At 38.2% G+C, this 24,355-nt stretch carries 27 protein-coding genes and 1 pseudogene; 1 reads left to right on the forward strand and 27 read right to left on the reverse strand.

Annotation, left to right across the window (positions count from 1 at the left end; all coding sequences use genetic code 11):
- Positions 1-77: 77 nt before the first annotated feature.
- The 17 genes from OTK00_RS07725 to OTK00_RS07805 form a co-directional block, all read right to left on the reverse strand.
- Positions 78-338: a stage V sporulation protein S gene (locus OTK00_RS07725; protein ID WP_045169751.1), complete on the reverse strand. Its 261-nt coding sequence runs from the start codon at positions 336-338 to the stop codon at positions 78-80.
- Positions 339-451: 113 nt separating this feature from the next.
- A complete protein-coding gene (gene pstA / locus OTK00_RS07730; protein ID WP_045169752.1) occupies positions 452-1,291 on the reverse strand; it encodes a phosphate ABC transporter permease PstA in 840 nt (279 codons plus the stop codon).
- Complete coding sequence (gene pstC / locus OTK00_RS07735; RefSeq protein WP_045169753.1) at positions 1,288-2,142, reverse strand: phosphate ABC transporter permease subunit PstC; 855 nt, start codon at positions 2,140-2,142, stop codon at positions 1,288-1,290. Before pstC ends, pstA begins: the two co-directional genes overlap by 4 nt.
- Before the next feature lie 36 nt (positions 2,143-2,178).
- The gene (locus OTK00_RS07740; RefSeq protein ID WP_045169754.1) at positions 2,179-2,994 is read right to left on the reverse strand and encodes a phosphate ABC transporter substrate-binding protein; all 816 of its coding nucleotides are present in this window, start codon (positions 2,992-2,994) and stop codon (positions 2,179-2,181) included.
- Between the two features lie 134 nt (positions 2,995-3,128).
- Complete coding sequence (locus tag OTK00_RS07745) at positions 3,129-4,154, reverse strand: elongator complex protein 3 (protein WP_045169755.1); 1,026 nt, start codon at positions 4,152-4,154, stop codon at positions 3,129-3,131.
- Complete coding sequence (gene rnc, locus OTK00_RS07750) at positions 4,151-4,825, reverse strand: ribonuclease III (protein WP_045170199.1); 675 nt, start codon at positions 4,823-4,825, stop codon at positions 4,151-4,153. The genes OTK00_RS07745 and rnc overlap by 4 nt, the downstream gene beginning before the upstream one ends.
- 91 nt (positions 4,826-4,916) lie before the next feature.
- Complete coding sequence (fabF, locus tag OTK00_RS07755; RefSeq protein WP_045169756.1) at positions 4,917-6,155, reverse strand: beta-ketoacyl-ACP synthase II; 1,239 nt, start codon at positions 6,153-6,155, stop codon at positions 4,917-4,919.
- An 83-nt stretch (positions 6,156-6,238) separates the two neighbouring features.
- Positions 6,239-6,475, reverse strand: coding sequence for an acyl carrier protein (gene acpP, locus OTK00_RS07760; protein WP_045169757.1), 237 nt, complete (start codon positions 6,473-6,475; stop codon positions 6,239-6,241).
- A gap of 72 nt (positions 6,476-6,547) precedes the next feature.
- Positions 6,548-7,294 (reverse strand): 3-oxoacyl-[acyl-carrier-protein] reductase, encoded by a 747-nt coding sequence (fabG, locus tag OTK00_RS07765; protein ID WP_045169758.1) that lies wholly within the window; start codon positions 7,292-7,294, stop codon positions 6,548-6,550.
- Between the two features lie 39 nt (positions 7,295-7,333).
- A complete protein-coding gene (gene fabD, locus OTK00_RS07770) occupies positions 7,334-8,245 on the reverse strand; it encodes an ACP S-malonyltransferase (protein WP_045169759.1) in 912 nt (303 codons plus the stop codon).
- Positions 8,246-8,267: 22 nt separating this feature from the next.
- Positions 8,268-9,254, reverse strand: coding sequence for a beta-ketoacyl-ACP synthase III (locus tag OTK00_RS07775; protein WP_045169760.1), 987 nt, complete (start codon positions 9,252-9,254; stop codon positions 8,268-8,270).
- A 2-nt stretch (positions 9,255-9,256) separates the two neighbouring features.
- Complete coding sequence (gene plsX / locus OTK00_RS07780; RefSeq protein WP_045169761.1) at positions 9,257-10,261, reverse strand: phosphate acyltransferase PlsX; 1,005 nt, start codon at positions 10,259-10,261, stop codon at positions 9,257-9,259.
- Positions 10,245-10,853 carry a transcription factor FapR gene (gene fapR / locus OTK00_RS07785; RefSeq protein ID WP_045169762.1) on the reverse strand — a complete coding sequence of 203 codons (609 nt, stop codon included), beginning with the start codon at positions 10,851-10,853 and terminating at the stop codon, positions 10,245-10,247. Before fapR ends, plsX begins: the two co-directional genes overlap by 17 nt.
- Positions 10,854-10,982: 129 nt before the next feature.
- On the reverse strand, positions 10,983-11,891 hold the full coding sequence (gene galU / locus OTK00_RS07790; protein ID WP_045169763.1) for a UTP--glucose-1-phosphate uridylyltransferase GalU: 909 nt from the start codon (positions 11,889-11,891) through the stop codon (positions 10,983-10,985).
- A 135-nt stretch (positions 11,892-12,026) separates the two neighbouring features.
- Positions 12,027-12,329: a DUF1292 domain-containing protein gene (locus tag OTK00_RS07795; protein ID WP_045169764.1), complete on the reverse strand. Its 303-nt coding sequence runs from the start codon at positions 12,327-12,329 to the stop codon at positions 12,027-12,029.
- 85 nt (positions 12,330-12,414) lie between these two features.
- Entirely contained in the window at positions 12,415-12,732 is a 318-nt protein-coding gene (locus OTK00_RS07800) for a hypothetical protein (protein WP_045169765.1), read from the reverse strand.
- 73 nt (positions 12,733-12,805) lie between these two features.
- Positions 12,806-13,723 (reverse strand): SDR family oxidoreductase, encoded by a 918-nt coding sequence (locus tag OTK00_RS07805; protein ID WP_045169766.1) that lies wholly within the window; start codon positions 13,721-13,723, stop codon positions 12,806-12,808.
- 117 nt (positions 13,724-13,840) lie between these two features.
- Here OTK00_RS07805 and OTK00_RS07810 point away from each other — a divergent pair, with 117 nt between their 5' ends.
- On the forward strand, positions 13,841-14,431 hold the full coding sequence (locus tag OTK00_RS07810; RefSeq protein WP_045169767.1) for a hypothetical protein: 591 nt from the start codon (positions 13,841-13,843) through the stop codon (positions 14,429-14,431).
- Here the strand turns inward: OTK00_RS07810 and OTK00_RS07815 are convergent.
- From OTK00_RS07815 to OTK00_RS07860, 10 genes and pseudogenes are all read right to left on the reverse strand, one after another.
- Complete coding sequence (locus tag OTK00_RS07815) at positions 14,372-14,560, reverse strand: pro-sigmaK processing inhibitor BofA family protein (RefSeq protein WP_082054639.1); 189 nt, start codon at positions 14,558-14,560, stop codon at positions 14,372-14,374. The two genes, OTK00_RS07810 and OTK00_RS07815, sit on opposite strands and share 60 nt — an antisense overlap.
- A gap of 76 nt (positions 14,561-14,636) precedes the next feature.
- Entirely contained in the window at positions 14,637-14,888 is a 252-nt protein-coding gene (locus OTK00_RS07820; protein WP_045169768.1) for a hypothetical protein, read from the reverse strand.
- A gap of 64 nt (positions 14,889-14,952) precedes the next feature.
- The gene (gene recR, locus OTK00_RS07825) at positions 14,953-15,549 is read right to left on the reverse strand and encodes a recombination mediator RecR (protein WP_045169769.1); all 597 of its coding nucleotides are present in this window, start codon (positions 15,547-15,549) and stop codon (positions 14,953-14,955) included.
- 17 nt (positions 15,550-15,566) lie between these two features.
- Entirely contained in the window at positions 15,567-15,908 is a 342-nt protein-coding gene (locus OTK00_RS07830; protein ID WP_045170200.1) for a YbaB/EbfC family nucleoid-associated protein, read from the reverse strand.
- A gap of 55 nt (positions 15,909-15,963) precedes the next feature.
- Complete coding sequence (locus OTK00_RS07835) at positions 15,964-17,514, reverse strand: IS200/IS605 family accessory protein TnpB-related protein (RefSeq protein WP_408612558.1); 1,551 nt, start codon at positions 17,512-17,514, stop codon at positions 15,964-15,966.
- A pseudogene (locus OTK00_RS07840) lies at positions 17,495-18,086 on the reverse strand (IS607 family transposase). Before OTK00_RS07840 ends, OTK00_RS07835 begins: the two are co-directional and overlap by 20 nt.
- Positions 18,087-18,176: 90 nt before the next feature.
- Entirely contained in the window at positions 18,177-20,750 is a 2,574-nt protein-coding gene (locus tag OTK00_RS07845) for an AAA family ATPase (protein WP_045169770.1), read from the reverse strand.
- Between the two features lie 23 nt (positions 20,751-20,773).
- Positions 20,774-22,027, reverse strand: a complete 1,254-nt coding sequence (locus OTK00_RS07850) for a metallophosphoesterase family protein (RefSeq protein WP_045169771.1) — start codon at positions 22,025-22,027, stop codon at positions 20,774-20,776.
- Between the two features lie 24 nt (positions 22,028-22,051).
- Positions 22,052-23,719 (reverse strand): ATP-binding protein, encoded by a 1,668-nt coding sequence (locus OTK00_RS07855; protein ID WP_045169772.1) that lies wholly within the window; start codon positions 23,717-23,719, stop codon positions 22,052-22,054.
- Positions 23,720-23,737: 18 nt separating this feature from the next.
- On the reverse strand, positions 23,738-24,337 hold the full coding sequence (locus tag OTK00_RS07860) for a hypothetical protein (RefSeq protein ID WP_045169773.1): 600 nt from the start codon (positions 24,335-24,337) through the stop codon (positions 23,738-23,740).
- Positions 24,338-24,355 lie beyond the last annotated feature (18 nt).

Genomic DNA, 24,355 nt, shown 5'->3' on the forward strand with positions numbered 1-24,355 from the left:
TTGCTACATTCTTATGACACAATAAAAAAGCAGGTAGTTTTTTCTACCTGCCCTTAAATTAAATACCCTTGATATTATCACCTTGCCTGTACTATGAACTTGATTGCAGTTCTCTCTTCCCCATCGATGTCAATCTCCGAAAATGCAGGGATTACAATCAAATCAATACCATTTGGTGCAACTTTACCCCTTGCAATTGCAATAGCCTTAACAGCCTGATTTACAGCACCTGCCCCAACCGCCTGAAGCTCGGCACATCTCTTTTCTTTTATCACAGCTGTCAGGGCACCTGCCACCTTCTGTGGTTTTGATGTAGCAGCAACTTTTAGAACTTCCATCCTTTCATATACCTCCTGAATACGTTGTTGTGATAATTTGCTTAATTACTTAGTTATATAATTCTACATTATTTATAAAATTCCTTCTTGAAAAGTAGAAAATTTTTTAAATATCAGTGCCCCAAAATTTTGCTGTATCTTCTAATTATCGCATTGGCACAGGTGTTTATAATAAGTACAAGAACAATTAAAAGGGTTGCTGTAGCATAGGAGTTAACTTTTGAAATACCCTCGGAAGAGAGAATATACAGGTGTATGGCCATTGTCCTTGCAGGACTAAATATGCTGGTCGGGAGATTCAAAGAACTTCCTGCAGTCAAAAGCACTGCAGCTGTCTCACCGATCGCCCTTCCAACACCCAGAATTACACCTGTCAAAATACCTGGCATTGCAGGTGGTACAACCACTTTTGCAACTGTCTGCCATTTTGTGGCACCAAGGGCAAGGCTGCCTTCTCTGAAGGACATAGGGACTGTCTTTATCGCTTCCTCAGATGTTCTTATAATGGTGGGCAAAATCATTATGGATAAAGTCAGTGCGCCGGATAAGATTGACCACCTGAACCCAAGGGCAATGACAAAAAAAGCAAAACCGAAAAGTCCATAGATAATTGACGGAATGCCAGCCAGGGTTTCTGTGCCAAATCGAATGAGAAAAAGAATTTTTCCTTTTTTAGCATACTCTGTAAGATAAATTGCTGCCAGCACACCAACCGGTGCAGCAATAGCTACTGCAAGGATTGTAATGTAAATTGTACCTACTATAACAGGGAAAATTCCTCCACTTTTTCCCATATCCTCGGGGAACTGGGTAATAAACGACCATTTAATACCCTGTATTCCGTTTACTATAATGTGAAACAATATCGCAAAAAGAATGGCTACTGTTATTAATGTAAATGTTCCTATAATAGCAAAGACAAAACTTTCTACTATCCTATTTTTCTTTATCATCTTCCTTCACCAACTTTTTTAGCAATTGCATTGGCAAGCGTATTTAAAATCATGATAATTACAAAAAGCACTATACCGGTTGCAAACAGTGCCTGAGCATGTTTGCCGGATGCATAACCCATCTCAATTGCAATATTGCCTGTAAGTGTTCTCACCTGATCAAATATGCTCCCTGGAATCTTAGGACTGTTACCTGCAACCATAATCACTGCCATTGTCTCGCCAATTGCCCTTCCCATACCCAATATAATCGATGCTATTATACCCGACTTTGCAGCGGGCAAAATAACTCCTTTTATTGTCTGCCAGTGGTTTGCACCAAGCGCCAGAGACCCTTCCTTATACTCCTTTGGGACAGACCTTATCGAAACTTCGGATATGTTAATGATAGTTGGAAGAATCATAATACCCAGGATAATTGATGAAGCCAGAACCGAAAAGCCTGACCCACCAAACATTTTTCTTATAAGCGGCACAATTACAACAAGCCCGTAAAATCCATACACAACAGAGGGAATGCCTGCAAGAAGCTCAACAAACGGTCGGATTAGCCTTGTAATCTTTTCACTTACAAGCTCACCCAAAAATATGGCGGTTGCAATACCAATCGGAACACCTATTACAATTGCACCCAGAGTTACATATATAGATCCAATTATCATTGGGAGTATACCAAACCTGCCACTGAGCGGTGCCCATTTTGTACCAAGGATAAAATTAAAAAATCCATATTCTTTGATTATCGAAAACCCCTCTTTGAATATAAACACTGTTATCAAAAGTACAGAGATAACAGAAACGGCAGCGGCTAAAAACAAAATTAACTCAATTGCTCTGCTTTTCTTCGGCATACTATCCTTCTCCCAAGTCGAAATTATTTCAAAATCTTACTTCACTTTTATATAGTGGTGCTTTTCTACAATAGCCTGCCCTTCACCGCTGAGTGCAAAGTCAATAAAGTCTTTTACAAGTCCTGCTGGCTTGTCTTTTGTAAGGAATAAAAACGGTCTTTGTATTTTATACTTTCCGTTTTTAACATTCTCCTCGGTAGCGTCAACACCTTCAATGCTCACAGCCTTAACAGTTGAGTCAACTATCCCAAGAGATATATAGCCAATTGCATTTGGGTCCTGAGAAACTGATTGCTTTACAGCACCATTTGATGACTGCACAACTGCAGAATCTGTTATGCTTTGCCCTTCCATGACAAGCTCCTCAAATGCGCCCCGTGTACCCGACCCTTCTTCACGTGTTACAACAACAATTTGAGCGTTTTTTCCGCCAACATCCTTCCAGTTTTTAATTTTGCCTGAATAGATATCTCTTATCTGCTGCAGGGTAAGGTTTTTGATCGGATTTTGAGGATTTACAACAACCGCTATTCCGTCAATTGCAATTTTAAACTCGTTCAGTCCTTTCTCCTCAGGTTTCAGATCTCTCGAAGATGTTCCAATGTCCGCAATACCTTCTCTTGCAGATTTTATGCCGACCGCAGACCCACCACCCTGAACCTCAATCTTCACATCAGGGTGTTTTTGCATATATGCCTTTGCCAGATCGTCTGCCAGAGGCTGAACAGAAGTAGAACCGGCAACAACAATAGACTTTTTAGAAAAGGGAGATTGCACATTGCTTTTGCAGCCAAACAATATTACACTCAACATGATCATTACTAAAAGCAGAATGCCAATCTTTCTGGTCATTTTTTCACTCCTTATTAAAATTTGAAGTTTTACTTTAATATATTTTTACCCTTTGAAGCTATTCCTATATATCCAATTTTACAATGCCAATGTTAAATCAACTTAAAATGAATGTTAAATCTATGTTAAAAAACTTATAGCCCTCTTATATCAACAACCATCTCCCTATCACCGGTCAAAATCCTTATTGTATTTTCGTCCTCATGGTCAGTAAAAATTTCTATGTCCTGAAAACCATACTCTTTTCTCAGGCGTTCAATATTTCTCTTCTTATTGCCAATGAGCTTTGAGAAGTTTTTTGGATGTACAAAAATACTGAGCTTTTTTAAGCTTCTGCTCATAAATAAAGCTGTTATCCTTCTAAATATTATTTCAGAGTCGACAAGCTCACCCAAAGAGGGGTGAAATGGTCCTGCAATTACCCTGGCGTTATAATTTATCTCTTCTGTGGGCTGAAGACCGGTTCTTATCACTTTCACACCATTTGCCATAAAGATTTCTTTCATATAACTGCTAATTAAAATAGCATCTTCCAAAGATAAAGGCTGATACTCGCCTCTTCTGTACATCTCTGCAAGGTATGTGTCCTCTATAACAAGTGTAGGGTAGATTCTTGCAATATCAGGTTCAAAGCTGCACACAATCTCGGCACTCTTTATATCCTTTTCTTCTGTTGAGTTCGGAAGCCCAACCATAAGCTGAACACCCAGTGTAAAACCAAACCACTTTATAAGCTTTGATGCTTTTGCTGAATCCTCAGCAGTGTGTCCTCTTTTTGAAGCTTTAAGAACATCATCAAACATACTCTGAATGCCAAGCTCTATAGTCTTTACTCTGTAATCTTTCAAAAACCTTAGAATTTCTTCATTTATAAAATCCGGTCTTGTGGAAATTCTGATACTTTTTACCCTTTCAAATCTTCTGGCAAGTTCAAGAAGTCTTTTTTGCATATTAAAACCAATTGCTGTAAAGTTTCCTCCATAAAATGCAAGTTCTACATCTTCACCTTCATTTTTCTTAAGCCCTTCTTCTATCTGGCGTTTTATCCTTTCAAGGGTCACTTCTTCTTTCTCACCTGAAATTATCTTCTGGTTGCAAAAGATACACTTAAAAGGGCAGCCGTACTGAGGAATAAAAATAGGAAGAATTCTGTACTTCAATCCTCTATCACTCCCATTTTTTTCAGTGCCTTGAATGCTGCATCCTGCTGCGCCTCCTTTTTACTGCTGCCAAACCCTTCTGATATTTTGTCCTGACCAATGTAGAGTTCTGATTTGAATTTCAGCAGGTTACTTTCGTGGTTTTCATAATCTATATATCTAATTTTCTCATTTTTCCCCTTCTGGATTATCTCCTGAAGCTTTGTTTTGTAATCATAAAAGAGTTTCCCCTCAGCAGCTTTTTTTATAAACGGCTCCAAAAGTTTTATAACTATCTTCTCAATTGTCTCAAAGCCTGATTCCAAAAAAATACCGCCAAATATAGCTTCAAGCACATCTGACCAAATTGATCTGTTGTTTTCAAAGCCTTCCTCTTTCTCATGCCTTCCAAAGATAATATACTTTTTAAGATTTAGTTTTTCGGCAACCTTTGAAAGCGTCTCGCTGCATACAATTGCCGCACGCAGATTTGTAAGCTCGCCTTCGGAAAGATGCGGAAAATGCTCAAAAAGATATTTGCTCACCACAAGCTCTAACACAGCATCTCCTAAAAATTCAAGCCTTTCGTAAGAATTTTCACTGCTATGAGTTGCTGATTTATGAGTCAGTGTAAGCTTTAAAATTTCCTGATTTTTAAATTTATAGCCCATCTTTTTCTCTATCTCTGTCATCACCTTGCACCTCATTGCACTTTTTTCAATAAAAAACATCCAAAAACATAAATGCCCCAATCACAAGCATATCCAATTGGGGCATTTAAAATTATTCTTCATATCTTTTCAAAACAATCACTGCATTGTGTCCACCAAAACCAAATGAATTTGTCATTGCATACTTTATATTTTTCTCTTTCCCCTGATTTACTGTATAGTCCAGATCACATTCCTCATCTTTTGTAGCATAGTTTATGGTCGGTGGAACAAACCTGTCATACACAGCCAGAGCCGTAATCAAAGTCTCAACAGCTCCTGCTGCACCAAGCCAGTGCCCTGTCATTGATTTTGTGGAGCTAATTGAAAGCCTGTATGCATGATCTCCAAAAACCTTTTTTATAGCAAGTGTTTCAAACTTGTCATTTAAAGGTGTGGATGTTCCATGTGCGTTTATATAATCAATCTCCTGAGGTTCAATTCCTGCGTCCTTTATGGCTTTTTGCATAGCAAGCATGGGGCCTTCGCCCTCCGGGTCAGGTGCTGTTATATGATATGCATCATCTGATGCTCCATAGCCAGCAACCTCGGCATATATCTTCGCACCGCGCTTTTTTGCATGCTCAAGCTCTTCCAAAATCAGTATTGCTGAACCTTCGCCCATTACAAATCCATCTCTGTCTTTGTCAAAAGGTCTGCATGCTGTTTGCGGATCAGGGTTTGTCGACATTGCTTTCATAGCACAGAATCCTGCAAACGAAAGCGGAGTGATTGCTGCCTCTGCCCCGCCTGTAATTATAACATCAGCATCTTCTCGTTGAATCATCTTAAAAGCCTCACCAATGGCATGGGCAGATGACGCACATGCTGTTACTATTGTCTCGTTAACTCCTTTAAAACCATATGTTATGGCAATATGTCCTGCTGCAATGTTTGCTATCATCATCGGAACAAAAAACGGGCTTACCCTTGATGGACCTTTTTCCCTCAGAATGTTTGCCTGTTCTTCCAGTGTTTCAATCCCGCCAATACCACTTCCAATGACAACACCAACCTTTGTCTTATCGACATTCTGCAGGTCCAAGTTGCTATCCTCTATGGCAAGCTTTGCCGCTGCCAGTGCAAAGTGAGTAAATCTGTCCATTCTTCTTGCTTCTTTTTTGTCTATGTAATTTGTCGGGTCAAAGTCAACAATCTCTGCTGCAACCTTTGTTGGATAGTTTGAAATGTCAAATTTTTCTACAACCTTGATACCATTTTTTCCAGACTTTATTGCGCCCCAGAATGTATCTATATCAAACCCAAGTGAGGATATAACACCAAGCCCGGTTATTACAACTCTTCTTTTCAATGCACCTCACGCCTCCTAAATCTCAAAGTTTGAATACTTTACCCCTGCTTTTTTCTTTATCAAAAGCAGGGGCAAGTACCTTTTTATTGATGCTCTTCAATGTATTTTACTGCATCAGCAACTGTTCTGATTTTCTCTGCGTCTTCATCTGGAATTTCAATGTTGAACTCCTCTTCAAGTTCCATAATAAGTTCAACAATGTCAAGTGAGTCTGCTCCGAGGTCATCCAAAAATGATGACTCAGGTGTAATTTTGTCCTCTTCAATGTCAAGCTTGTCTGCTATAATCTTTTTTACCTTTTCAAAAATTTCGCCACTCACAAAAAACACCTCCAAAAATTTAGAATTTTAAAATTTTTAGATCTTTGAAAATGACCACCATAAAGAATATTATTACATAATCATCCCACCGTCAACAACAATAACCTGCCCGGTTACATACGATGATAAACTTGATGCCAGAAACAGTGCAACACCGGCAACTTCATCAGCTTCGCCAAATCGACCAAGTGGGATGGAAGAAAGCATTGCCTCTTTCACCTTTTCACTTAAAACATCTGTCATGTCAGTTTTTATAAAACCAGGCGCAATTGCATTTACTCTAATATTGCGAGAGGCAAGCTCTTTTGCAAGCGATTTTGTAAGCCCTATAATGCCAGCTTTTGAAGCAGCATAATTTGCCTGTCCTGCATTTCCTGTAATCCCTACAACCGACGAGATATTTATGATGTTACCCTCTCTTTGCTTTACCATAAGCTTTGCTGCTGCTTTTGCACATAGAAAAGCACCTTTCAAGTTAATGGCAATCACCCGGTCAAACTGCTCTTCATCCATTCTAAGAATCAAGCCATCCTTAGTAATCCCGGCATTGTTTACGAGTATGTCAAGCTTTCCAAATTCACTTTCTATTTGTGAAAACATAGCATTTACTTCTTCTGAACTGGAAACATCGCACTTAATTGCAAGTGCTTTTACTCCCAGCTTTTCTATCTCTTCTTTCAGGCTCTGTGCCTGAGACTCACTCGAGGAATAGTTTATAACCACATCTGCCCCATTCTGCGCAAACTTTAAAGCTATCGCCCTTCCAATTCCTCTTGATGCACCTGTTATCAGGGCTACTTTACCTTTTAAAAGCTGCATGACAATAATTTCCTCCTGTTTTAAAGTTAATTGTTTTTTTTACAAATTTTTTATATCCTCTACTTTATTTATATTTACTATCTTCAAATCCCTCTTTATCTTCCTGACAAGTCCGCTCAAAACATTTCCCGGTCCTATTTCAATAAATGTATCAAACCCGTCTTCCAATAACTTGTTTACACATCCAAGGAAATTGACTGTGGTATACACCTGCTTTTCCAGAAGATCCACAATATTGTCCTTTGTTACATACTGGGCAGTAACATTTGACAGAACCGGTATTTGAGGTTCTTTTATATCAATCTCCAAAAGATGTTTTCTCAACTTTTCTCCAGCACCTTTTATTAGACTGCAGTGAAACGGTGCTGAAACATTCAGCTCTATACATCTTTTTGCGCCCTTTTGTTTTGCTATCTCCATTGCAAAATAGACAGCATCTTTGTGCCCGGAGATGACAGTCTGGTCAGGTGAATTTATATTTGAAATCTCAACGGTGCCTCTGGTACTCGCTTCTCTGCAAACTTCTTCTACGGCATCAACTGTAAGACCAATCACAGCAGCCATTGCACCAATTCCTTCTGGTACTTCATTTTGCATATACTCGCCTCTTTTTGAAACAAGCCATACCGCCGTCTTAAACTCAATAGCCTCTGCCACAGTCAATGCCGAGTACTCACCTAAGCTCTGACCAAAAGCAGCATCCGGCTTTATCCTGTCCCTGATTGCTTCATATATCGCAACTGAAGTTGTTAAAATTACCGGCTGGGTTATTTTTGTAAGTTTCAGCTCTTCTTCAGGACCGTTGAATATAATATCTTTCAAATCAAAGCCAAGCGCTTCATTTGCCAGATCAAAAACCTTTTTGGACTCTTCAAAGTTTTGATAAAAGTCAAGTCCCATTCCAACAAATTGCGCACCCTGACCGGGAAACATAACTGCAACTTTTCCCATTAGCCTTTCACACCTTCCTTCCCTATATCCATTTAATAACAGTAGATGCCCATGTCAAGCCTCCACCAAATCCAACCAGAACTACTTTATCCCCTTTTTTAATCCTTCCTTCTTCAACTGCTTCGTCAAGAGCGATAGGAATTGAAGCAGCAGATGTATTACCATACTTGTGAAGGTTGACAAAAACCTTTTCCATAGGTATTTTTAATCGCTTTGCTGCACTCTCTATTATTCTTATATTCGCCTGATGTGGAATAAATACGTCTATGTCAGATGAAGAAAGTCCAACCTTTTCCAGCACCTTCTCAACCGCATACGGCATAATCTTTACAGCAAATTTATAGACTTCATTGCCGTCCATATAGATTTTTCTAAAGTTTGGACTTTCTTTTGCCTGAGAAAAGCTCGTATCGCTAAGTCCTACAGCGTGACAGTAAAGCAAAGACCCGTTTTCGCCGTCCGAGCCAAGCTCAAAACCCAAAACACCCTCCTCATCGCTTCTGCCAAGAATCACAGCGCCAGCACCATCACCAAACAGCACGCATGTTGACCTGTCAGACCAGTTAGTTATTTTAGAGAGTGCTTCTGCCCCTATTACAAGTGCATTTTTGCAAAATCCATTCTGGATAAACTGGGTGGCAATGGCCATAGAATAAATAAAACCTGAACATGCAGCCGAAACATCGAAAGCAAATGCATTTTTGAGCTTCAGTTCTTTTTGAACAAGACAGGCTGTTGAAGGAAAGAACATCTCAGGTGTTACTGTCGCAACAATCACAAGGTCAATGTCATCGGGTGAGATGGAAGCTTTTTGTATTGCATTCTGGGCAGCCCTCACTGCCAGATCAGTTGTAGAAGTCTGCCCATCAACAATTCTTCGCTCTTTTATGCCCGTCCTTTGGGTTATCCACTCATCCGAAGTATCAACCATCTTTTCCAGGTCATAATTGGTAAGGATTCTATCCGGGACATATCTGCCGGTTGAGATAATCCTAACATTTTGAGCCATTTTCAGACCTCACTTTCTGCGGTGATCTCTTCTTTAAGCAGTTCCAAAACATTATTTTCATAAAATGCTTTTGCCTGGTTTATACCATTGAAAATTGCCTGCCCATCAGATGAGCCATGGCACTTAATTATAATGCCATCTATGCCCAAAAGAGGAGCTCCTCCTACTTCCTTGTAATCATACCTGCCTTTGAGTTTTTTAAAATATGGTTTTAACAAAAGTGCTCCTATTTTGGCTTTAAAGCTTGATTTTGCAATATCTTTTAACAAATCAAAAAAGAGAAGTCCAAAGCCTTCTGTGAGCTTCAAAACAATATTGCCCACAAATCCATCACAAACAACTATATCTGGTGGTGAAAATGGCAAAACTCGTGCTTCTACATTTCCCACAAAGTTTATGTTCTTTGCATTTTTAAGAATCTCATACGACTGTTTGGAAAGCTCATTACCCTTGTTTTCCTCTGTGCCTATGTTCAAAAGTCCTACTGCAGGGTTGTTCTTCCCAATAATTTTGCTGACATACACAGTTGCCATCTGGGCAAACTGTAAAATGTTTATTGGTCTGCAATCTGTATTGGAACCAACATCAATCAAAAGGTACTGACCATCTTTATATGGAAGTTTTGTTGTAAGTGCCGGCCTGTCTATACCCTGAATCCTTCCAACTATCAAAAGCCCGCCTGCCATCAGCGCACCTGTACTTCCAGCCGAAACAAATGCGTCTATTTGCTTTTCTTTTAAATATTTCAGACCAACAACAATTGATGAATCTTTTTTCTGTCTTATCGCCCTGACAGGTTCATCATCAAACTCTATCTTTTCTCTGCAGTCAACTATCTCAACCCTTGAAAGGTCTTTTATTTTCTCTACACACACCTTTTCAATCACATTTTTATTTCCAAAAAGAACAACACTGTCCTGACTATTTTTGTCAAGATACATTGCAACTCCTTCAATAACCGAAGATGGCGCATTATCTCCGCCCATTGCATCAATTCCTATCTTCATAAGTCCTGCACTCCTGTCCGGTGTTCTCCTTATTTTCATCATCGGTTGCAACAAGTATAAACTTACCCCTGAAAACCTCTTCGCTGTTTCTTTTGATAAACACCCACACTATATACTTGTTGTTCCTCTTCTTTTTAAGTTCTGCCCTGGCAACAAGCCTGTCGTTTGCAAATACAGGCGTTTTGTATTTTATATTAGCAACACCTATCAAGGCTGCCTTTGCATCAATAACAGACATTGCCACAGACTCTGCAAACGCATAGATATGCTGCCCCTTTACCATTTGAGAATTAGAAAATGTCATCCATAGCTGTGGCTCAAATGTAGCAATAGCATAGTTTTCAAGCTCTATGTCAATTATCTCACCAACAACATCCCGTGGAGAAATTGTTTTAAGCTTCCCAAGGCTTTCTTTTGCCATTTCTTTTATTCTTTCTCTTACCTCTTTGATGTCCAGAATAGCCCTGTCAAGCCTGATTGTTTGAACAGAACAACCAAACTCCTCGGCAAGTTCTTCATCTGTTATAAATGGATTCTCCTTTATCCTCTGCAGAAGCAGTCTGTGTCTTTCCTTTCTGGATAGTTTTGCCATATTTTTATCACCATGATTTAATATTTGATATTAATATCAGGTATTAAATTCTTATGCCAATATTATATAAAAATATGAGTTAATTTTCAACAGCAAAAAAGCCACTTTTTGAAAGTGGCCAAAATGCTTCTAAACTTGATCCAATTCCTTTAACTTTTCTTTATAATTCTTGGCATTGACCAGAGTAGCAAGATAATTGTAAAAATCTTTTCCAATGTCCTCTCTTGAAAGTGCAATTTCAACCGTTGCCTGCAAAAATCCAAGCTTATTCCCAACATCATATCTTTTGCCTTCAAACTCATATGCATACATTGCTTCTTTTTTGGACAGTTCTCTCAAAGCATCAGTGAGCTGAATCTCACCGCCAACTCCTTCTTTGGTATGCTCCAAGATGTTTAAAATTTCAGGCGTAATTATGTATCTTCCCAAAACGGCAATGTTAGAAGGCGCATCCTCTTTTTTGGGCTTTTCAACAAGGTCTTTCACTTTGTAAACCCTGTCTTCAATCTGTTTCCCTGAAACAATACCATACTTGCTAACATCATCATAAGGAACCTTTTGAACACCCAGAATTGTGGTTCTGTACTCCCCATACACCTCAATCAGCTGCTTTAAACAGGGTTTTTCAGAGATTATTATGTCGTCACCCAAAAGAACTGCAAATGGTTCGTTATCAATAAAAAGCCTTGCACAGTAAACCGCATCGCCAAGTCCTCTTGGCTCTTTCTGGCGGATATAATGAACATTGTAATCGGCAATCTTTCTTATCATTTGTAAATTGTCATAATCTTTTTTGTTCTCAAGCGCAACCTCGAGCTCAAACGACTTGTCAAAGTGATCTTCAATAGCTCTTTTCCCTCTACCAGTTACTATTAAAATGCTCTCTATACCTGACTCCAGAGCTTCTTCAACTATGTACTGAATTGTTGGCTTATCAACAATCGGCAGCATCTCTTTTGGCTGAGCTTTGGTGGCAGGTAAAAATCTTGTGCCAAGCCCTGCTGCGGGAATAATTGCTTTTTTGATAAGTCTTTTCATCCTTTTTCACCCTCTTCAAAATTTTATATAATGAATATAACCTTAACTTTACAGTATTCATTATACCATATCTCATAGCAAAAAAATAAAGCACAACCATCTTTGGAAAACGGCTGTGCTTTATTTTTCTCTTGCTTACTCTTCGTCCTCTTCATCGTACATATCGAAGTCTTCATCATCAAAGCGGGACTGGAAGATTTCAAATACATTCTCAAGCTCTTCCTCATCTTCTACGCCAACATAGACTTCTTCACCGTCTCTGTCTTCAATCCTGAGAATTACAACTTCTGCTTCCTCGTCTTCCTTTTCTATCTCTTCCAAAGGAAGAAGCACTATATAGTCATTCCCATTGTAATTGACCTTATCAAGCATCTCAAATGAAATTTCTCTTCCTTCCTCATCCACCAGTGTTACAACATTATCTGCAAACATATCCATCTTTTTTTCACCTCTTTTCTAAATATAGATTATTGTAATACAAAAATTGGCACATGTCAACATCAAATTTACCTGCAATATATTATTATCCCCACCAGATCTCATCATAACCATCGTCATTATCTTTTGGTGCCTCATAAAAATCCACAAAACATGTTTTGCCGGATACTGTATCAATCAGTTTTAGCCTGAACATAAAATCAGGGTGTTCAATTCTGTCAACAGCGTCATAGTCACGACTGTTCTCATTTGCCATTACAAAACCGTAAGTGTTCAAATCAGATATAACCTCTTCAATTTCTCTTTCAAAATCAATATCAATCTCCGGAATATTACCTTCTCTTAAAAGTTTCGAAACCTCTTCAATCTCACCTGTCTGATATCTAAATCCTCTTTTTATCATTTTCAAACTACCCCTTTTTTCAATGTAAGTTTTATTCTTTTAACAATATAATGATACCCGAAAAAAGCTCCTATTAAACCGACCTGTCTTTAAAATATTCTATTGTTATCTGCAGCCCTTCTTTTAGCTGGTATTTGGGTGAAAATGAAAAAGCACTTTTTAACAGACTATTGTCAAGACAGCTATGATCAATATCACCCTCTCTTTTTGGAGCATATATTGCATTTTTTTTATACCCCGTCAGGCTTGATATCATTTCAAACAAATCATTTACAGACGTCCTTGTATTGGTGCTCAAATTAAATATCCCTGAAACAGAATTTTCAAGCACAAGGCAGTTTGCCTCGGCAACATCTTCCACATATATAAAATCCCGTGTCTGGTTGCCATCGCCAAAAATAGTCACATCCTTAGCATTTTGCATTCTCTCGCAAAATATTGCCACAACTCCGCCTTCTCCAAAAGGGTCCTGCCTTGGTCCATAGACATTTGAATATCTGAAAATAACATATTCAAAACCACAGCTTTCTGCAAATCTTTCTATATACTTCTCTGCTGAAAGTTTTGATATACCATAAAAAGACAATGGATCTTCGGGATGCTTTTCATCTACTGGAAGATACTTTGGCTCACCGTAAACCGCAGCTGATGACGCATAGACAAATTTTTTAACACTGTACTTTCTGCAATAATTAAGAAGGTTCACGGTACCCAGAATGTTTACACTGCAATCCAAAAGTGGATCTTCCATTGATTTTGACACGCTCACCTGCGCCGCCTGATGAATACAGAATTCAATTCTGTTTTCCTTGAATATATCTTCTAAATCATCTCTGATGTCACGTTTGTAAAATTTGGCTTTAGGATTAATATTCCTGGCATTACCAGAAATCAGGTTATCTACAACAACAACGTCATAGCCCCTTTCAATCAACCTGTCCACGATATGCGAACCAATGAAACCCGCTCCACCTGTCACAAGGACAGCCAAAAAAATCCGCTCCTTTTTAAAAAATTCATAAAAAAAGTATATCTCTATTTCCGCTTGAATGCAAACTCTGATATAATTAACTTGAAAAAGTTTTAGAAGGAGGCAACAAAATTTATTATGAACACCAAAAAGGTATTTTTGTACGGATTACATATCCTGAAAAATCACTTTCTTACAACAGTTATATTCATTGCTTTTATGTATCTGTATTTTACACTTTTCAGGGGGACAACTTCACAGCTAATAAGTGGAATTGTCATTTGTCTTCTGTATTTTTACGGAAATTTTTCGAGTGCAAGATATCATGCAAAGAAAAAAGATGCGCTTTCTTTGCCGGCTGCTATAATATCAATTTTAATTGCCTCTCTTCCTACCCTGACCTTAGCTTATCTTGCTTCTGCAAATGTCTCTTTAAATGAAAAAGGACTTTTACAAACTCATTACCTCAACGTTGCTTACAGGCTCTGGAATTCACCATTTATTGGTATTTTTTCGTTTGCTGACGAGATGGCAAAAAAAGCACACACAACCACACCAATTGTAATATCCTACTGGATAGCCGCAGCTTTCATGCCGGTGGCATCATTTAAAGGCTACCTGCTGGGTATTTTAGAAGCAAAAGGAATACTTAAGCTTCCAGAATTGACTTTACTTCCAAAAAAGAAAAGCCAGAACAAAAAGCAAGGCAAAACCGGGAAATCCTATTAATGTACCAATGGCAAGATTGACAACGTTAAAGCCTATATGAAGGTTGTATTGATCAAACAGCAGATTGAAAAACAAAATGAAAAGACATGTAAATAGAAATCTAACAAGCAAACTCACTGTTAATTTCATCCTGCAGATTAAAAACCCCCATAAATTTTCCCAAACCTATTTTATGTAAAATCATAAACAAAAAGAACCCTCTTTTTTATTGAGGGTTCTTTTTTAGCAATTTGTAAAGGTAGTTGAGCCACTTTTCAGCAAGTATCTGTTGATAGATAGCAATTTCAATCAAATCCTGGTCAGAAGAATAATTGAAAAGAGTATTGGCACTCTCCAGAAGTCCTTTTACATATCCAATTAAGTATTCATAATCTTTTTCTATCTGTCCTTGAATCTTTTCACAAAGTTCTTCTTTTGACAGCTGACTCAACACCACATTCAAAACTTCCATATTCATTCTATATTATACAGCCTGAAATATTTCTGTTATATATTATGCTCCAACATTTGCTTTGATAAACTTATATTTCTTTTCTTCCTTCTATTGCTTTGAGAATTGTTACCTCATCTGCATACTCAATATCACCACCAACAGGAATTCCGCGGGCAATCCTTGTTACTTTTATGCCCATTGGTTTTATAAGTCTTGCCAGATATGAAGCTGTCGCCTCACCATCTACGTCAGGATTTGTGGCCAGAATTACTTCCCTGACAGTTGTATCAGCAAGCCTTTTGAGAAGTACATCAATTGTCAACTGTTCTGGATATTTACCTTTGAGCGGCGATATTGCACCGTGCAACACATGGTAAAGCCCTTTGTACTCCTTCACTTTTTCAAGTGCCACAACATCCTGCGGCTCCTCAACAACACAGATTATGCTCCTGTCTCTTTTCTCATCACTGCATATATGACAAATATCACCTTCTGTAAAGTTGCAACATATCTTGCAAAGTTTTGTGCTGCTTTTAGCACTCAAGATTGCATCCGCAAGTGCCCTGACATCTTCATTTTTCATATTGATGATATAAAAGGCAAGCCTCTGTGCAGTTTTTTGACCAATACCGGGTAGTTTTTCAAGCTGCTGGATAAGTTTTGATATAGCATTTTCTTTTTGCATACTCCATCAACCTCATCTTAAAAAAGACCTGGAAGTCCGAAACCCGCTACCTTTTGCATCTCATCTTCTATCATCTTTTCAACTTTTCTAATCGCCTCATTCACACACGCAACAATCAAATCCTGAAGAGTTTCAATATCATCAGGGTCGACAACCTCTGGCGAAATTTCAATACTTTTGATTTCTTTTTTACCATTTATAACAACTTTTACAGCACCGCCACCGGCAGTAACCTCAAGCTCTCGCTGAGCAATCTCCTCCTGGAGCTTTTCAATCTCTTCCTGCATTTTTTTTGCCTGTTTTTGAAGTTGATTTATATTAAAACCTCCACCAAGTCCAGGAAACCTGTTTTTTGCCATGTTTTTTACCTGGTCATCTAAACTGTGCAAAACTGCACAAGCTTAGACGGCTGGGCTATTTATAGTCCGCCCTGATCTGCGGAGTGCTCATTCCCAGCAGGCGGTATTTAAGCACTCCTATAGCCCCTGCCTTTAAGTGGCAGGAACTCACGCCGATTTTCGGTCCCCCCACTTGCCCTGAAACCAATATCCGCTTCAGGACAGACATATCTCGCAATACCCTGTCAGGGGAGAGTGGCGTCACCACCGCTACCCTGAGAACTCGCCAGAGATTGTAGCCTGCACTACAGCTAATCGCACTTGTTCCATCCAGTGGTGCAGATAGCCTCCCTGGCTCACTCCCAGAGCTTTGTATCTTACGCATTACATATTCAATCTCTTTGATTTGCCTTTTTCTCAAGTTGGCATTTTTAACTTCTTTTCTTACATACTCTTTCAGCTCTTCTAAACTGCTTACATCAAGACTATTTAAAAGCTTCATGTAGTTTGCAGGTATCCTCTCTTTTTTCCCAAGTCCTCTTCTTGCTATCACATATGCGCTTGCAACATCTTTGCTTATCATAAACTGCGGTGCGAACTTGAGCATCCCTATCACCGATGTGTATGCAGGATTTGCTTCTATAACCTCTATCCCTTCTCGTTTTGCTAAAATCCTGATTTTGTCAAGAAGCGACCTGTAACTGAAAAAGTGTCTTATCCGTCTTGATTTTCTGCCCGAAAAGTCACCTCTTGTTCCTTTGTCTTTTATATTCAGCCTCTCTATCACAATAGCCTTTCTTTTCTCTCTTGCTATCTTTACAATCTCATGTGCATACTGCCATCTGTAATACTCTCTTTTGTCATGATTTCCACTTTCAAGCTCCGGCATTGGAATCTTGCCATAGCTTATAAACTGTCCGCTCCTGTCCACCTCTACCCATGCCATGTGATTGGGATATGCATTTGTATCTATACCTATAGCACCATTTTCTCTGGTGATTTCTGTCGCCGGAAAGAGTTCTTCTGCTGAAAAGTAAGCATACACATTCCCATTCTTGAGTTTTAGCTCTACCGAATAAGGCACTCCAAGGGCAGCAATCTCCTGTAAAATTTCTCCTCTGTCTTTGCCTTTCTTGTAACCAGCTGATAATCTTGCAAATATATACTTTCTATCTCCTACATTTATCCTCAAAAATGTGCCACTTTTATTTACCACAATCCTCGTGTTCAAGTTTCCTTTCTTGCTTCTGTCTCCTCTTGAATATAAATTTCCTTTCCTTTTTTCCTGCCACTCAATTTTGAGTTTTTTATAAGGCTTGCCGTTTATATGTCGTTTTTTGAGCTTTTCAAAAAGCTGCCTGCCACCAAAGATAGCTTTCCTCGGGTCTTCTCCTCTTTGCTTGCAGGACTCTAAAACAGCTTTTGCTTTCATTATTGCATCATCTACATATCTTGAGTTCAAATCAAAAATCCCTTGCAAATCTTTTTTAAGGCTATTTCTATCATAGCCTTCTAAAAGTCTTTTGTATGCAAATCTCATGCATGAAGACCATCTTCTCATAAGCTCAAATACCTTTTGCTTGTCTTCATAACTTCCAAAAATTAGCTTAGCCTGAACTGTTACCACGTCTTTTTGCACCTCTTTGCCCATATATCCTCGCTGCAAAGGACGTGACTATTGCTGTTAAATCTTCTGCCAATTCTTTATTTACGTCTTCTTCATTTTCCTTTCCGTTCAAAACTATAAGCTCTATTCCAAAGCTTTCCATGAAAAATTTAAGATACTCAAACCCAAATCTCGCAAGCCTGTCAGGATACTCCACTACCACTTTCTCAACTTCTCCTCTCCTAATCTTGTTCAAAAGTTTTAACAGTCCCCTTCTGTTTTCGTTTATCACTTGCTATCTCAGATATTGTCTCATGCTGCCACCCATGAAGCTTAGCATACTCTTCAAGTCTTCTAATTTGGTTTTTAAGGTACTCTTCTTGCTTTTTTGTTGATACCCTTGCATACAAAATGGCGTTTGGCTTTGGTTTCTCCTCTACCATACCCAGTAGTTTTTCTATGTCTTCTTTTTTATACCTTCTTCTTCCCTTTGGTGTCCCAAGTAGAGTTATTAGCCCTTCTTTTTCCCAGTTTATTAGCGTTCTCCTGTTGTTACCATATATTTCCTTAACCTTTTGCACACTTAGTAACATTTAACATCACCCAGTCAAAATTATACCTTTTTGCATTGTTATTTTCAACTGTTGCACACCTCCCCATCTTTGCTACAAAATACTCATATATTATACAATAAAAATTTTGGACCCTTCCATATCTTTTTTTACAACTATTCTCTGGTCAAATGCATCCATCAAATCTTCGATATGAGTTATCACAAGTATTGTATCAAACTGGTCCTTGATCTGGTTCAAGCACTCTATTATATGGTCTTTCCCTTCTTCATCCTGTGAACCAAAGCCCTCGTCTAAGATTAGCATCCTGATTGAAGCACCGGCTCTTTTCAGAAGCACTTTGGCAAGCGCTATCCTGATTGCAAAGTTGATCCTGAAAAGTTCGCCACCCGAAAAAAGCTCATAGTTCCTTGTACCGTTTATATCCGAAATCTCTATTTGAAGGGTCTCTATTGTTTTCCCGGAAGCTGTCTCTTTCTGTGTTTTAAAGTCAATTGAAAAAGCACCATCTGTCAGGAGCTTTAAAAGCCTGTTTGCTTCATCTCTGATAAGCGGCAGAGTGTTGGCAATTATCTCATTCTTTATCCCATCAGGACCGGTTACATCAATGATGATATCGTAAATCTCTATCTCCTTTTTCAGCTCTTCAATCTCTTTCTCAAGCGAAGTTACTTTTTGTTCTGCCTGTTTTGCCTGTTCAAGTCTTTGCTCAAAAATACCCATTTCTTTCATTGTGGAAGACAATTTAGCTTCAAGCTCTTTTACCTTTGCCTCATAGCCATTTATACTGGTCTGTATTTCTTTCAGCTTCTCTTCCGGAGAATTAGAAGACATCTGCAAAATGTCTTTTTCTATCTCTTCAAGCTTCTTTTGAAGCTGCAAAGCTTCATTTTGATATTCATTGAGATTCTTTTTAAGATTTTCTGCTTTAACCTTCTTTATCTCTATCTCCTTTAAAAGTTTCAAATACACCTCAAGCTCTTTTGCTTTTTGAAAAACGCGTTTGTAATTTGCTTCATCAAAGTTCAGTTGATAGAGCTTATTGTTCAAATCCTGAAGTTTTTTTGTAAGTTCAATTACCTCAGCATCAAAAGTATATATCTTTTCCTGACTCTGCTTTATGGAGTTTTGCAAACTCTCTATATTTTTATATTTCTGATCTATCTTTGCCTTTAAGTTTTCAAAAAGCCCATGAAGTCTCTTCTCCTTTGAACGCAAAATATCCTCCTGCTTTACCTTCTGTTCAAGCTGTTCTATATCTTTTTTGAGCTTTGACAGCTCTTCACCCAGCTTTTCTTTCTTTTCTTTGTATTCTTTTCCCTGAGTTGCTATTTCCCTTTTTATGTGCTCTTTTTCCTCTTCACCCTTTATTTCACGCAAACATACAGGACATTTACCTTTATTTGACTCAATTAATCTGTAGCTTGTTGCAAGTTCTTTAAGTTTGCTCTCCACAACCTCCAGAGCTTTTTCGTATTTAGCAGCCTCTTCTTTTTTTGAGTCCAACTGGGATTTGAAATTTTTTATTTCTTCAAGATCCTTTTCAATACCTGATATTTCCCCTTTTAAACTCTCCAGCTCCTGCTGGTATTTTGAAAGTTCAGCTGTCTCACCTGAGATTTTTAATCTATATTCTTCCACAGATTTTTCAAATATCTTCTTCTGTTCCTCTTTGCTATTTTTTTCTTTTTCAATAAGCGCTATATCATTTTTGAGTGATATATACCTTTCATAATCCTTTTGCAAAACATCTAAAATAGATTTCAGCTGTTCATACTCGCAGGCTTTCGCAGTTATTTCATGCTGGTTTTTAAGATCATTTTCTATTCTCAAAAGCTCATTTTTAGCACTTTCAATCTTTTTCCTGATCTCATTAAGTTTCTTTTCATATTCATCCTTTTCTCCCTTTTTTCTTCTTATATCTTTGATAACCTGCTCTGTCTGGTACTTCTGATTCATAAGGTTGTTGAGATCATTTTTAACAATATCTAACTTAGCTGTGATTTCTTTTGATCTTTGCTCAAGATCTGAAATAACATTCTTGATGCTGTCCTGTTCAGAAGCAATCTTAATATTTTCTTCATATTCTCCTGCTTTTATTTCAAGCAATACCTTCTTTTCTTTTCTCCTCTCCCTTGCAAGATCGTTTATCCGGTCATATATGCTGAGGTTCAAGATTTTTGCCAGAATCTCCCGTCTGTTCTCCGGAGAGGACAGCAAAAAGTCCTCTGTTCGTTTCTGAGAAAGGTATGCAGAGTGCAAAAAGACGTTAAAATCAATACCCAGTATCTTTTCAAGCCTGTTTTGTGTCTGAGTGTAATTTGCTTCAGTTATGGGAATGAGCACATCATTTTTCTTAATAAAAAGTGAAAGATATTTCTTGCCTCTTCTGTCAAGCCTTCTAACAACCCTGTATATTATACCATCCATCTCAAACTCAAACTCAACCTGCATGTAGTCTTTATTCGTATTTATATACTCTGTCTCAGAGATTTTTCCACGCTTGCCAGTCTGAAGTCTTTCAAACTCGCCAAAAAGTGCCCATGCAATGGCTTCTGCAACCGAAGATTTACCGTTGCCGTTTCTACCAACAATACATGCAACTTTTATATTGCTAAAATCTATCTCATTTTGACTTTCTCCGTAAGATTTAAAGTTCTCAATCTTCAAAAAAAGCGGCTTCACATTCTTCAGCCCCCAACAACTTTTTAACTTTCCTTCACTTCATCAAGCAAAGTCTTAAAAACTGTCACAACCTCATTTTTGTTCTTTATATCTTTATACTTTTGACTTGCGGATAAGTATCTTTCAAATGCGAAAACAGGATCTGACTTTTCATCCACATCGGCAATCCTAAAATCCTTTCTGGTATCCAAAATCTGCACTTCAACCGGAGCCAGAATAAAACAATTTTCTTTTAAGTGCTCTTCTATACTCTTTAAATTTATCTTTTCCTTTAACAAACTCTGTGTTTTTATTGTAAGTTTCAAAACCGACGTTTTTACATTGCCATGGCTTTCTTCCAGCGTTTTTATTTTCCTTTCCAACTCTGATAAGATTATTCTGTTGACATCTCCATCCGGCTCAAACAGGTCAATCTCAAGCTGATAAAATGGTCTTGTTACAACAGGCTGAAAGCCAAACCAAAAATTGTCTTTATCTATTTCAAACACCACAAATCCTTTCTGGTCCTGAGCTTCTGAAAAGTCTATCCTGTCAGGTGATCCGCAGTACAAAACTGCCGGGTTTTCAGAGTGCAAAACCTGCGTCCTGTGGATGTGCCCAAGTGCAACAAATTTGAGCCTTGGATTTAGAAGCACAGAAAGTGGCACTTTTACCTCTTTCCCTACCATAATCATTCTTTCGCTGCCAATCTCTGCTTCGCTGACCGCAAAATGTCCTGCCAGGATTGTGGGTATATCATCATCACATGAATCCAGAACCTCTGTCAATTTTTTCTCAAAGAAATTGGCGATGTTCTGTTCAAGCTGATCAATCTTTTCAATTGTCCTGTCAATAAATCTTTCAAGGTAAAGGTAAGGTACGGCTATAATCCTTATTTTCTCCTGGTTTATCTTAAATACCTTTGTTTCGAAAAATTTATCCATCACAACAATATTTTCCTGATTGAATATCTCAAAAACCTTTACTGTATGATGTCTTGTTTCAAACGGATGCATATCATGATTCCCCGGCACTATTACAACCAGTACTCCTTCTCTGGCAATCTCAACAATCCTTTTGTAAAACATATTCCTCAAAGTGGAATTCGGTTCCCTGTCTTTGAAAATGTCACCCGTAATTAACAAAAGATTTATATTCTCTTTTCTTATATAATCCAGAATCCTGTCAAACGTTCTGAAAAAATCATGAACACGTGAACCAAGCCCGTCGGGAGTTTCCCTGCTGTATGTTGTCACACCGAAATGAAGATCTGCTGTGTGAACACCTTTTACAGGCATTTTCAATCCACCCTTTATAAAGTTTTAATATTCCATCTCTTTCAAAAACTCATCTGCTGCATCAAGTACCTTTTTGTAATTTTCTTCAATGTCATTCTTTGGAACGTAAAGAGAAATAAAATCATAAAAGCTCCTATCATACTCTCTTGTTTTAATAGCAATCGGCATTGGGACAGCATGCCCAATCACAAGCGCCTGCTGTTTTGAATCAAGAGACTCAATGATACCTCGAAGCTGCTTGCTATTTTTCATACCGGCAAGAGCACTCGCAATGTCTGCCTCATCAGAAAGTGCCAGAATAATTCTTGTACCTATCTGAGATGCTATTTCACTGTGTATTTGAGATGGACGCTGGTCTATGCACATAAGACTTACCTTTGCCTTTCTCATCTCTCTTGCTATTGTTCCAAAGATAGTCTGCTTTGCAACATCTGGCGACAAAAATCTATGTGCTTCTTCTATGGCAATCACAAGCGGTCTTGGTGCTGGATATTTCTTTCTATTTGAAATATGCTTCTCATACATATCCATGTATTTTTTGTATATTCGCCTTGAAAGCACATTTGTGACAAAAAGATAATGAAGTAGCTTATCACTATTGCCAAAGGTAATGTCAACGCTAATGCCTCTTTGAAGATAGTCAAGTATTATATCAATTGAATTTGTACCGGGTCTTCTGCCATAGCGAAGATAGGGTAGCTCTTTTAGCATAGAAATCTTTCGTATTAAAGCTAAAAGTGAACTTCTGTTGACCACAGCCTCACTGTCTTTAAACTCTTCAGCAAGTTCTTCACCATTTGTCAGGATTTCTTCAAGCCAGTGTCTTCCCTGTGCATCCAACCTGTTTTTTAGTGCAATCATTACCTGCTCTGCTGTTTCATTCAAGTTCAGATCCTCCGAGATTGATAGAATATCATCAACTTCAACATCCCTCACATCAATCTCTATGGGAAGAACTCCCGCTCTGTTTGCACTGCTTTGATCAATTGTCATTATCTGGACTTTATTGCCAAAAAGGCTCTTCAGTCCCTTTATCATATGATTTTCTTCATCAACACTATCCGGTCCGTGGTCTGAATGTGCATCAAATATCAGCAAAGATGCTTTGTCAGAAAGAATAATTCCCGCCATTATAATCCTTGCAATAAAAGACTTACCTGTCCCTGTTCGACCGTAAATGCCGCTGCTTCTTTCAATAAATCTATCTATGTCAATACACACCTGAGTGCTTTCATCCATGTCAAGAACACTTCCGATTGGGAAAAAGCGCTTTGGGTCTTTTTCAAAACTTCCGAACACATCCTGAATATCGTCATATGTTGCTTTTCTCACATCCGATGCATGAACAGGAATATTCCTTATTGGCTGATTTCTACCCTCTTTCAGGTCAAACGCAAGCACAGGCTGTGCTTTGAATACTGTGTAAATTGAAGTCCCTCTTGTGATTTTATTTAACAGCGAAAAACTGCTCCCCCTTGGAAGCTCAGATAACGACTGCCTGTTCATACCTTCAATTACCATATCAGTAAGCATACAATAGTACTTTTTCTTTTCTGTCTGGCTGACAAGGATACTGCCTATCCTTGTATCCTCAATTATAGACTGGTCTTCAACCTTTATTGCAAGCCCCTCTAAAAAAGAACCACCTATAACCTTGCCAATCTTCTCCTGTTTATAAAAATTCTCCTGCATTTTTTGTTCACCTCTAAACTACATATTTGCAATTAAATTTTCCAGCCTTTCAATTACAGGTGTAAGAAGGTTCAGGTCATACCTTAAATACATGTTCAGCTCTTTTCCCATATGTTCAATGTATTCATAATCTTTTTCTCTTGCAATATATGCAAAATATAGCATCCAAGGAATTACCTCAATAATGTCAACATCCTTTGCCTTTATAATAGAGTTTAAAAATAAACTGTTTTGAGTCGCAAGAAGTATATCCTTCTTTTCTGCCAGCTCAACCATTGTATGAAGTCTTATACTTCTGTCGGGAAGACAGCTTATAAATTTACCGTTTGATATAAAGCCAAGGATTACGCATTTAAAATAACCTTTTAGAATATGCTGAAGCTGTGGATAGAATTTTTCAAGATCATCGGGACTTTTCCATAACGCCCGGGGATATCCTTCCTGTGAGATATTCCCTATATCATATCTTGTGGTGCAACCCAGAACAATGTAATCATCAAGTGCAAATCTTATAAACTGCCCGGGTGTTGGAATATTTTCAAGGTCCTTTGCCTCACATGTAATCTGCGTAAAGGAAATATCTATTATTTCTCCCACCACTTTTCCACTTGTTATCATTTTCAAACACAACTCCCT

The organism is Caldicellulosiruptor morganii, from assembly GCF_026810225.1.
Classification (GTDB): domain Bacteria; phylum Bacillota; class Thermoanaerobacteria; order Caldicellulosiruptorales; family Caldicellulosiruptoraceae; genus Caldicellulosiruptor; species Caldicellulosiruptor morganii.